A 12176-nucleotide genomic window follows, 5' to 3' on the forward strand; every position below is an offset into this window, starting at 1 on the left:
TTGCTGGTGTAAATTTTTTGCAGCCTCTGTCTGCGTAGGCACAGCAAGCAAGAAAAATTTGCACCAGTAGTACGTGTTGTATCGATATTACTTTTCACCGACTATATTTTATACTGTCATATCCCAAGAAAACAATGCTTTATCTTTAACTTTTTTAAGACCAAAAAAAGCCAGCAACATGGCTGGCTTTTTTGTTTATGCAAATAACTGAACGTTATTTAAATTAATGATTACCTTGATTCAGCTCTTGAGCAAACGCTTCATCGAAACTTGCAAAGTCTTTACTGTCAGTAGTCGCTGACATATCAAACGCTGCATTTAAGTCTTTATCCTGCAGTTTTTGCTCCGCTTTTTCTTTACGAGCTTTATGATAAGCAAGACCCGTACCAGCAGGGATTAAGCGACCAACCACCACGTTTTCTTTCAGACCACGTAGCTCATCCACTTTACCAGTAACCGCAGCAGCCGTTAGGACACGTGTGGTTTCCTGGAACGATGCGGCTGAGATGAAGCTTTCCGTTGCCAAGCTTGCTTTGGTGATACCAAGTAATTGACGCTCAAACTGAACTGGGAATTTATCTTCCGCTTCCAGCTTAGCATTCAATGCTTTGATATCAGCATATTCTACCTGATCGCCTTTAAAGTGATTTGAATCACCGCCATCCGTAATCTCAACTTTACGCAACATCTGACGAATAATGACTTCGATGTGCTTATCGTTGATTTTTACGCCCTGCAGACGATAAACGTCCTGTACTTCGTTGACGATATAATCAGCAAGCGCGGTTTGTCCTTTTAGACGTAAGATATCATGCGGATTTTGTGGACCATCAGCAATAACCTCACCACGGGCAACTGTCTCGTTTTCAAAGACGTTAATTTGACGCCATTTCGGGATCAGCTCTTCATGAATCTCGCCATCTTCATTAGTAATGATAAAGCGGTTTTTACCTTTGGTTTCTTTACCAAAGCTAACGACACCGCTCATTTCTGCCATGATAGCGTGATCTTTTGGACGACGAGCTTCGAATAAATCGGCTACACGTGGCAGACCACCGGTAATATCTTTGGTACCTGAAGATGCTTGTGGTACACGACCTAGAATCGAACCGGCTGCTACTTTTTCACCGTCGCTGACGCGAATGATGGTTTCAGCGGGTAAGAAGTAAATCACTTCTTTACCTTCGTCGGTGTTCAAGATAATCGCAGGACGCAAGTCTTTTGCTGAGCTTGAACGGTCACGAGTCGCTAGAATCTCAAACGAGCTCATACCAGTCGCGTCATCAACTTTTACTGTAGCAGTTAAGCCATCAGTGATTTCACTGAAACGTGCTGTACCCGCGAATTCTGTGATAATAGGATGCGTGTGTGGATCCCACTTAGCGATGGTTTGACCGCCTTCAACCTGCTCTTCGTCTTTTATGAGGACGCTTGAACCATAAGGTACTTTATAACGCTCACGCTCACGACCAAGTTCATCGGTCAAGGCGATTTCAGCTGAACGTGATACGATAACCAAGTGACCATCAGTGTGCTGTACAGTTTTCATGTTTTCAAAATGCGCTTGACCAGCACTACGAACTGAAATGCTGTTGTCCACAGAAGCAGAACTTGCTGCGCCACCAACGTGGAAAGTACGCATGGTCAACTGAGTACCAGGCTCACCGATAGACTGCGCTGCCATAACACCGACTGACTCGCCGATATTCACTTTATGACCACGAGCAAGGTCACGACCATAACACTGTGAACAAACACCATGTTCGATCTCACAGGTAATCACTGAACGTGCCCAAATATCATCGATTGCGTTATTGTCTAGCACCTTAACCCAATGCTCATCGATTAAAGTACCAGCTGGAATCAAGATTTTTTCAGCATCATCGTTATAAGTAACATCACGTGCCGTTACACGACCTAGTACTAGCTCGCCCAACTTCTCAATGATTTCACCGCCTTGAATATGTGGCTTCATGAGCAAGCCTTGCTCAGTACCACAATCATCACTGGTAATAACCAAATCTTGTGCCACGTCAACCAAACGACGCGTCAAGTAACCTGAGTTAGCGGTTTTTAGTGCCGTATCCGCAAGACCTTTACGCGCACCATGCGTTGAGATAAAGTACTGCAGTACGGTCAAACCTTCACGGAAGTTAGCCTTAATCGGTGTCTCAATGATTGAGCCATCTGGCTTAGCCATCAAACCACGCATACCAGCGAGCTGACGAATCTGTGCGGCACTACCACGAGCACCAGAATCTGACATGATAAAGATAGAGTTAAATGACTTCTGCTCTTCTTCTTCACCCTTAGCGTTGATAATTTTATCAGTCGCTAAGTTGTCCATCATCGCTTTGGCGACTTTGTCATTGGTACGTGACCAGATATCAACCACTTTATTATAACGCTCACCAGCCGTTACAAAGCCTTGCTCAAATTGATCTTCAATCTCGCGCACTTCTGCTTCTGCCACTTCGATGATTTGCTTTTTCAGTGGTGGAATGACCATGTCATCGATACCGATAGACACACCAGACAGTGTTGCTTGTGCAAAACCAAGATACATCAATTGGTCAGCAAACATAACACTTTCTTTAACACCCACTTTACGGTAGCAAGAGTTGATCAATTTAGAGATATTCTTCTTCGTCATCTCTTCATTACATTCATCAAACGACATACCAACAGGCATGATGTTCCAGATTAACAAGCGACCAGCAACGGTATCTTTGATACTCGTCTCTTTAGTACGATTGCCGTCATCATCAATATGCGTTTCAGTCACACGCACTTTAATCTTGGCGTTAACATGTAAATCGTTTGAACCAATCGCACGCAATGCTTCATTAACGGTGGCAAAAATCATGCCCTCGCCTTTGGCATTCACTGACGAGCGGCTGATGTAATACAAGCCCAATACCACATCTTGTGATGGTACGATGATTGGCTCACCGTTAGCAGGAGACAAGATATTGTTGGTCGACATCATAAGTGCACGTGATTCAAGCTGTGCTTCTAGTGTCAATGGCACGTGTACCGCCATTTGGTCACCATCAAAGTCAGCGTTGAATGCGGTACAAACTAGAGGGTGAAGCTGAATCGCTTTACCTTCGATTAGTACTGGCTCAAATGCTTGTAGACCCAAACGGTGAAGCGTTGGCGCACGGTTAAGCAGCACTGGATGCTCACGGATAACCATGGCCAGCATATCCCACACTTGTGGCTCTTCACGCTCTACCATTTTTTTGGCAGCTTTAATCGTCGTCGCCAAGCCATGAGACAATAATTTGTTATATGTAAATGGCTTGAACAATTCAAGTGCCATTTTCTTCGGTAGACCACACTGATGTAGACGTAAGGTTGGACCAACAACGATCACCGAACGACCAGAATAATCAACACGTTTACCTAGTAAGTTTTGACGGAAACGACCTTGCTTACCTTTGATCATATCAGCCAAAGATTTCAATGGACGCTTGTTACTACCAGTAATCGCACGACCGCGGCGACCGTTGTCTAACAATGCATCTACTGATTCTTGCAACATACGTTTTTCGTTACGTACGATGATATCAGGAGCGCTTAGCTCAAGCAGACGCTTTAGACGATTATTACGGTTAATAACGCGGCGATATAAATCGTTAAGATCTGATGTCGCAAAACGACCGCCTTCAAGTGGTACTAGAGGACGCAAATCTGGTGGTAGTACTGGTAAGATATTCATTACCATCCACTCAGGCTTATTATTAGAATTACGGAAAGCTTCTAATAATTTAAGACGCTTAGACATCTTTTTAAGCTTGGTTTCAGAACCAGTTTGCGGAATCGCTTCACGTAACTCATCAATCTCTAAATCTAAGTCGATATCTTTTAAAAGGTCTTGAACCGCTTCAGCACCCATCTTGGCCGTGAATTCATCACCGAATTCTTCAAGCGCTTTATAATAATCTTCATCATCAAGCAGTTGATACTTCTCTAAAGAAGTCAACCCTGGCTCAGTCACGATATAGCTTTCAAAATACAATACGCGTTCGATATCACGAAGCGTCATATCTAGCAATAGACCGATGCGGCTTGGTAATGATTTTAAGAACCAAATATGCGCAACAGGGCTCGCTAGGTCAATATGACCCATGCGATCGCGGCGAACTTTAGCCGTGGTAACTTCAACGCCACATTTTTCGCATATAACGCCTTGGAATTTACGGCGCTTATATTTACCACATAAACATTCAAAATCTTTTACTGGACCAAAAATTTTGGCACAAAAAAGACCATCACGTTCAGGTTTGAACGTACGATAGTTAATGGTTTCAGGTTTTTTTACTTCACCATGCGACCACGACTTAATAACGTCAGGCGATGCCAAGGTAATTTGGATGCTATCAAACTCATGGTTACCATTGCTGGTAGGGCTTTGCATGATATCGAGTAAATCTTTCAAGTTGCTTCTCCGTTATCTTTATAATCATCTGACAGCGTATTATGAGCGCGGCCACGATGAATGAAGGCAATGAATAGGGTTGAGACAAATCACTAAAAGCAGCAGCAATGAGCATACTGCCTTTAGGTTGACCATTAAGGATAATAATTAACTGAAACTGGGTTAAAAGCAGCTTCAGTCAGCGATGCTTAATGGGTTTGTTTTAACTCAATATTAATACCCAGTGATTTGATTTCTTTGGTCAACACGTTAAACGATTCAGGCATACCTGGATCCATATATTGCTCACCATCGACGATGTTTTTGTACATACGCGTACGGCCTTCAACGTCATCCGACTTCACAGTCAGCATCTCTTGCAAGGTATAAGTCGCGCCATAAGCTTCTAGTGCCCATACTTCCATCTCACCAAAGCGCTGACCACCAAACTGAGCTTTACCACCTAGAGGCTGCTGCGTCACTAGTGAGTATGAACCAGTTGAACGCGCATGCATTTTGTCATCGACTAAATGGTTCAATTTCAGCATATACATGTAGCCAACCGTCACTTTACGGTCAAACTTCTGACCCGTACGACCATCATATAACGTCTGCTGACCATCACGATCCATACCAGCAAGCTCTAGCAAATCTTTAACTTGGCTTTCTTTTGCACCATCGAATACTGCCGTACCCATTGGCACACCAGCACGCAAGTTATCTGCTAGCGCCATGATGTCATCATCAGTTAAGCTATCAAGATCGACTTGCTCGCCGCCCACTTGGTTATAGATTTTATCTAAGAACTCACGCAAATCTTTGATTGCTGCTTGCGATTTGAGCATGCCATCAATTTTTTCGCCCAAGCCTTTTGCTGCCATACCCAAATGCGTCTCAAGAACCTGACCAATGTTCATACGTGATGGAACACCAAGCGGGTTCAATACGATGTCGACAGTATTGCCATGCTCATCATACGGCATGTCTTCAACTGGCATAATACGTGATACCACACCTTTGTTACCATGACGACCCGCCATTTTATCACCAGGCTGGATACGACGCTTAACCGCTAGATAGACCTTAACGATTTTTTGTACGCCATGTTGTAAATCATCACCTGCCGTCAGTTTGCGTTTTTTCTCAGCAAACTTCACATCGATATCTTTTTGCTTATCAACTAAGTACTCTGCGATTTGCGTTAGACGCTCAGAGATTTCTTCTTCAACTGGCTGGATATCAAGCAAAGTCTCAAGGCTCATATCTTTCATATCAGCCAATGCCATGATTGTACCGGCTTTTAGACCAGAACCACCACTGACTTTTTGACCATCTAAAAGATTACCAATACGACCACGAGCTGCTTCTTCAAAGATGCGGAGCTCTTCTTTTAAATCTTTACGATAGCTATCAAGCTGTGATTTTTCAATCGCTCTTGCACGCGCATCTTTTTCAACACCGTCACGGGTAAAGACTTGTACGTCAATAACCGTACCTTTGCTTGATGTTGGAACACGTAACGACGTGTCTTTCACATCAGCGGCTTTTTCACCAAAGATAGCCCGGAGCAATTTCTCTTCTGGCGTTAGTTGCGTCTCACCTTTTGGTGTCACTTTACCAACTAGGATATCACCAGCGTCAACTTCAGCACCAATATAAACAATACCGGCTTCATCAAGACTTGATAGAGCTGCTTCACCAACGTTTGGAATATCAGCAGTGATCTCTTCAGTACCTAGCTTGGTATCACGCGCCACACAGGTCAATTCTTGAATATGAATGGTCGTGAAACGATCTTCTTTCACGACTTTTTCAGATAACAAGATTGAATCTTCGAAGTTGTAACCATTCCACGGCATAAATGCGATGCGGATGTTCTGACCTAATGCTAACTCACCAAGATCCGTTGATGGACCATCAGCCAAGATATCACCGAAAGCAATTTCATCGCCTTGGTTAACGATAATACGTTGGTTGATACAAGTGTTTTGGTTCGAACGTGTGTATTTAACTAAGTTATAGATATCAATACCGGCTTCACCAGCAATCATCTCTGCTTCATTAACACGAACGACAATACGCGACGCATCAACATCTTCGATCACGCCGCCACGCTTAGCGATCACACAAACACCTGAGTCACGCGCAACGTGACGTTCCATACCCGTACCTACTAACGGCTTATCAGCACGTAGCGTAGGAACCGCCTGACGCTGCATGTTCGAGCCCATCAAGGCACGGTTAGCATCATCATGCTCTAGGAATGGAATCAAACCAGCTGCGACCGATACTACCTGACTTGGCGACACATCCATATGTGTCACTTTTTCTGGCGGCATGCGGACGAATTCACCATAACTACGCACACTGACCATCTCATCAGATAACGCGCCATCGGCGGTCACTGGTGAATCAGCCTGTGCAATGACCGTACCTACTTCTTCAATTGCTGATAGATATTCAATAACATCCGTGACTTTACCATCTACCACACGACGATAAGGCGTCTCTAAGAAGCCGAAGCTATTAGTTTTAGCAAAAGTTGCTAATGAGTTAATCAAACCAATGTTTGGACCTTCAGGAGTTTCAATCGGACATACGCGACCATAATGCGTATCATGTACGTCACGTACTTCAAAGCCTGCACGTTCACGGGTCAGACCACCGGGTCCTAACGCTGAAACACGACGTTTATGCGTCACTTCAGACAATGGATTATTCTGATCCATAAACTGTGATAACTGGCTTGAGCCAAAGAATTCTTTAACCGCTGCCGCAACAGGTTTTGAATTAATCAAATCTTGTGGCGATAAATTATCAGATTCTGCTGAGCTTAAACGCTCTTTAACCGCACGCTCAACACGTACTAGACCGACACGGAATTGGTTTTCTGCCATCTCGCCGACCGAACGAATACGGCGGTTACCTAAATGGTCAATATCATCAACTTCACCGCGACCATTACGAATCTCGATCAGCTCTTTTAATACGTTAACGATGTCGGCATTGGTCAATACGCTACGTTCACGCTGAATATCAGCGTCATCCGTATCTACAAAATCAAGACCTAAACGACGGTTAAACTTCATACGACCGACATTCGATAAGTCATAACGATCCGCGTTAAAGAACATGCTGTCAAAAAGTTTCTCAGCAGTCTCAACCGTTGGTGGCTCACCTGGGCGCATGACTTTATAAATCTCAATCAAAGCTTCTTCACGGCTTGACGTGCTATCTGCACGTAGCGTATCAGCAATATAACTGCCCTGATCGATATCATTAGTGAACAGAATACTGAATTCTTTAATAGATTCACTGGCTTCAAATGCACTTAGTTTAACCAATAATTCATGGTCAATCAGCGTGTTAGCACGAGCGATAACTTCATCATTAACGATGATGTCTTCTGCTAAAATACGCTCATATAAGTATTCATCAGGAATCGAGATTTTCGTCATACCCGCTTCTTCAAGCTGACGGATACGGCGAGCATTAATACGTTTTCCCTGCTCAACAACTACGTCGCCTTCAGGAGTAACGATATCGAACTGTGCCATCTCACCACGTAAGCGATCAGCAACCAGATCAATCTCGAACTGCTCTTCACCTTTATAAACCTTCACTTTATCAAAGAATAAATCTAAGATCTCAGAAGTGCTTAAGCCTAAAGCGCGCAGAATAATAGATGCCAATAGCTTACGACGACGATCAATACGAGCAAAAACTAAGTCTTTAGCATCGAATTCAAAGTCAAGCCATGAACCACGGTAAGGAATGATACGAGCGTTATATAGAACTTTACCACTTGAGTGCGACTTACCTTTATCATGGTCAAAGAACACACCAGGTGAACGATGAAGCTGAGAGACGATAACACGCTCAGTACCATTGATAATAAAGGTACCGTTAGCGGTCATAAGTGGCATCTCGCCCATATAAACGCTTTGCTCACGGATATCTTTAATAGCCGCTTTGCTGTCTTTATCTTTGCTATCTTTGTCTTTGATGATTAAGCGAATTTTGACACGCATAGGCGCAGCAAACGTCGAACCACGTAAGATACACTCACGCTCATCAAATTCAGGCGTACCTAAATAGTATTCAACGAATTGTAGCTCTGCATTACCAGAGTGACTCTCAATTGGAAAAATAGAAGAGTATGCAGCTTGCAAGCCAGTATTCTCACGAGCTTTTGGCTTTTTATGCTCTTGCAAAAATTGCTCATAAGAATCTACTTGGATAGACAACAAATAGGGAATGTCCATCACAGTAGGCAATTCAGCAAAACTTTTGCGAATACGCTTTTTTTCAGTATAAGAATATGCCATCGAGAGTCCTTACAGTAAACGTGGAAACAAATGAAAATCGTGGCTGGTGTGCATAAATACTATGCAAACTAAGCGACGTAAACGATAATATAAAACGGGTATTCAAGGTTTAATCTTTATATCAATAACTGCTTTGCTAATCAGTGCTTGCTAATCAGTGCCTGCTTAGCACCTATCATTTAATTCAATCTTGTTATCGTGATTTAAGTCAGCCTATATGACTGCCTAGAGCGAAAAATTCAATCTTAAAGTGTTGGCAATATGTCACTCTTAACGCTTAAACGACAGTTATCTTGCCTAAATATAAATACTATTAGCATGGTCTATAAACGATTTAACATCCAAACTGGCTGCTACCAAAATCAATATCGTCACTGATATCTACCGTCTACGAGCCTATATACTGACAGTAACGCCACGCTAGAGAGCTTATTCAACAGTTTTTGATTAGTAATAAATAGGACAACTATAAATCTTAGAAATAATAATATTTAAAGTCATTATAAGCGATAGAGTTAATAGAAAAACGTGCAGACACAAAAAAATGCCAAACATCTACTGACGTTTAGCCATATTATCTGGTTTCAATAACTACTAAGTGTGCTTGCATGTATATCGTCTGTCCTTTTGATGGGTATCCACCGTGTTGTTGCTTACGACTGTTGGCAGACACAAAAGGTCAAGCTAGTAATTATAGTAAAAAAAAGCCGGCAATGCAAGGCATTACCAGCTTTTTTTTCGTACTACCGTTAAACTATTTTAGTTCAACAGTTGCACCAGCTTCTTCAAGTTTCTTTTTCAACTCTTCAGCTTCAGCTTTGTTAACGCCTTCTTTGATTGAAGCTGGAGCGCTTTCAACCAAATCTTTCGCTTCTTTCAGGCCAAGACCAGTAGCTTCACGTACGGCTTTAATTACGCCAACTTTCTTCTCGCCAAAGCTGGCAAGAACTACGTCAAACTCGTCTTTTTCTTCAGCAGCAGCAGCAGCAGGACCAGCAGCAGCAGGTGCAGCAGCAACAGCAGCTGTTACGCCGAATTTTTCTTCCATAGCGCTGATTAATTCAACGATATCCATTACTGACATTTCAGCGATTGCGTTTAACACGTCATCTTTAGATAGTGCCATGAGAACTCTCCGTTATCTGATAAAAATTAATTGATTTTAATATCGCTTGGATTGCTTGCCAAATGTTCAAATAGTGTTGACAATAAAGTGCAATCGGCGATGTCAAAGTTACGTTAAAACAAGCAATTAAGCAGCTTCTTTTGCGTCTTTGATTGCTGCAACAGTGCGAACTAACTTGCCAGGAACTGCGTTCATAGTCTGGACAAGCTTGGTCACTGGTGCATTCATAGTAGCCATCAAGATAGAGATTGCTTCGTCGCGAGTTGGTAGCTTCGATACGCGCTCTAGCTCTTCTGGACCATAAACAACACCACCAACTGATACCAATTTGGTCTCTAAAGCTTTGTTATCTTTACTGAAGTCGAAAACGACTCGAGCAGCAGATCCCAAATCTTCCATAGAGAAAGCCAAAAGTAATGGACCAGTCATACGGTCTGACATGCTCTCAAACTTAGTGCCTTCAAACGCACGTTTTGCTAGGGTATTTTTTACCACTTTCAAAACGACGCCTTTTTCACGGGCTTGTTCGCGCAGCTTAGTAAGCTTTGCAACACCAATACCATGATATTCGGCAGCTACTGCTGAGTAAGCATTAGCAGCAACTTCAGACACTTCAGCCACAACTTGTTGTTTTTGCTCTAGCGTTAATGCCATAAGTTGACTCCTTTAATCTTATCAATCAGCTGAGCATTTAATCATTTAAAACCTAAGCTTTTAAGCCTCAGTTATCAATAATTAAAACACTCGCTTAGACTGACTTGATACGACACGTTATCAGCAAATTTAATTTACTTATAACGACTGATTACGGCACCGTTATCAGAATGACATCAAGTGATAGGTTGCCCTATCGGCTCTTATCAACAACTGGGTGGGCCACCGTCTGCGTAGGACAATTAAGATTTTCATCTGTCATCGATTAACAACAGCAGCTCAATGTGATAAATCATGATCTACAAGAGTCATCATCCATTCCATTAAACCGCTCTCTACCTACGGTCTTAGACAGCATAGCGTTTGCTACGCTGACCTAATTCTTTAAAATATTTTGTCCTGTTATTCAAAATCGTTGAATAACAGGTGGTATTTAATTATTTCGCTGTGCGATATGGAACTGGATCAATACTTAGACCAGGACCCATGGTGCTAGACAAGGTAATTTTCTTGATGAAAGTACCTTTAGAAGTAGCAGGCTTAGCACGTCTCAAATCTGAAATCAGTGCTTCAGCATTCTGGATTACTTGCTCAGCAGTAAAACCAACTTGACCGATAGTCGTGTGGATAATACCTGCTTTGTCTACACGATACTGTGCTTGACCGGCTTTAGCGTTAAGAACCGCTTCAGCAACGTTAGGCGTAACCGTACCGACTTTAGGGTTAGGCATTAGACCACGTGGGCCTAGGATAGTACCTAGTTGACCAACAACACGCATTGCATCAGGAGCAGCAATAACGACATCAAAGTCCATGTTACCGGCTTTGATTGATTCTGCTAGGTCTTCAAAACCAACGATGTCAGCACCAGCTTCTTTAGCGGCTTCAGCAGCAGCGCCTTGAGCGAATACAGCAACGCGTTTGGTTTTACCAGTACCCGCAGGTAAGTTGGTTGCGCCACGTACGACTTGATCAGATTTACGTGGGTCAACGCCCAAGTTTACTGCGATATCAATAGACTCTTTGAATTTAAGAGGTGGTAAATCGTTTAAGATTTGAACCGCTTCTTCGATCGTGTATTGTTTTTCGTGCTCAATACGGCTATTGATTTCTTTTTGACGTTTGGTTAGCTTAGACATTATACACCCTCCACGGTAATACCCATTGAACGTGCAGTACCAGCGATGGTACGGATAGCAGCGTCAAGATCAGCTGCAGTCAAATCTGCATCTTTAGTCTTAACGATTTCTTCTAGTTGCGCACGGTCAACTTTACCGACTTTAGCGGTATTAGGTGTACCAGAACCTTTAGCAATGCCAGCAGCCTTACGTAGTAGATACGCAGCTGGTGGTGACTTCATGATGAAGGTAAAAGACTTATCGCTGTATACAGTGATCTCAGTAGGAATCGGTAGACCCGGCTCTTGGTTTGAGGTTGCAGCGTTAAATTCTTTACAGAACGCCATGATGTTCACGCCTTTTTGACCCAATGCTGGACCAATCGGTGGTGAAGGATTTGCTTTGCCTGCAGGCACTTGCAGTTTGATGTAACCATCAATCTTCTTAGCCATGATTCTCTCCTAAATGGGTAATAGCGCCAAATCAATATACATAGGCAATTGACTAATAGCTCCCCGGTTGATGAA

6 protein-coding genes are annotated in these 12176 nt (G+C 42.8%); all 6 read right to left on the minus strand.

Going from position 1 to position 12176, the window contains the following annotated elements; translation table 11 throughout:
* Positions 1-223 precede the first annotated feature (223 nt).
* Entirely contained in the window at positions 224-4444 is a 4221-nt protein-coding gene (gene rpoC, locus PSYC_RS09760; protein ID WP_011281144.1) for a DNA-directed RNA polymerase subunit beta', read from the minus strand.
* 188 nt (positions 4445-4632) lie between these two features.
* Positions 4633-8751: a DNA-directed RNA polymerase subunit beta gene (rpoB, locus tag PSYC_RS09765; RefSeq protein ID WP_011281145.1), complete on the minus strand. Its 4119-nt coding sequence runs from the start codon at positions 8749-8751 to the stop codon at positions 4633-4635.
* 754 nt (positions 8752-9505) lie between these two features.
* A complete protein-coding gene (gene rplL, locus PSYC_RS09770; protein ID WP_011281146.1) occupies positions 9506-9877 on the minus strand; it encodes a 50S ribosomal protein L7/L12 in 372 nt (123 codons plus the stop codon).
* 126 nt (positions 9878-10003) lie between these two features.
* Positions 10004-10531, minus strand: coding sequence for a 50S ribosomal protein L10 (rplJ, locus tag PSYC_RS09775; protein WP_011281147.1), 528 nt, complete (start codon positions 10529-10531; stop codon positions 10004-10006).
* A gap of 437 nt (positions 10532-10968) precedes the next feature.
* A complete protein-coding gene (gene rplA / locus PSYC_RS09780) occupies positions 10969-11670 on the minus strand; it encodes a 50S ribosomal protein L1 (RefSeq protein ID WP_011281148.1) in 702 nt (233 codons plus the stop codon).
* Positions 11670-12101 carry a 50S ribosomal protein L11 gene (gene rplK / locus PSYC_RS09785; protein WP_011281149.1) on the minus strand — a complete coding sequence of 144 codons (432 nt, stop codon included), beginning with the start codon at positions 12099-12101 and terminating at the stop codon, positions 11670-11672. The genes rplA and rplK overlap by 1 nt, the downstream gene beginning before the upstream one ends.
* Positions 12102-12176: the final 75 nt, after the last annotated feature.

The organism is Psychrobacter arcticus 273-4, from assembly GCF_000012305.1.
Taxonomy (GTDB): Bacteria; Pseudomonadota; Gammaproteobacteria; order Pseudomonadales; family Moraxellaceae; genus Psychrobacter; species Psychrobacter arcticus.

Bases quoted from the DNA above. Each gene is read 5' to 3' on its own strand.
- rpoB (WP_011281145.1), bottom strand. From the start codon at position 8,751: ATGGCATATTCTTATACTGAAAAAAAGCGTATTCGCAAAAGTTTTGCT.
- rplL (WP_011281146.1), bottom strand. From the start codon at position 9,877: ATGGCACTATCTAAAGATGACGTGTTAAACGCAATCGCTGAAATGTCA.
- rplJ (WP_011281147.1), bottom strand. From the start codon at position 10,531: ATGGCATTAACGCTAGAGCAAAAACAACAAGTTGTGGCTGAAGTGTCT.
- rplA (WP_011281148.1), bottom strand. From the start codon at position 11,670: ATGTCTAAGCTAACCAAACGTCAAAAAGAAATCAATAGCCGTATTGAG.
- rplK (WP_011281149.1), bottom strand. From the start codon at position 12,101: ATGGCTAAGAAGATTGATGGTTACATCAAACTGCAAGTGCCTGCAGGC.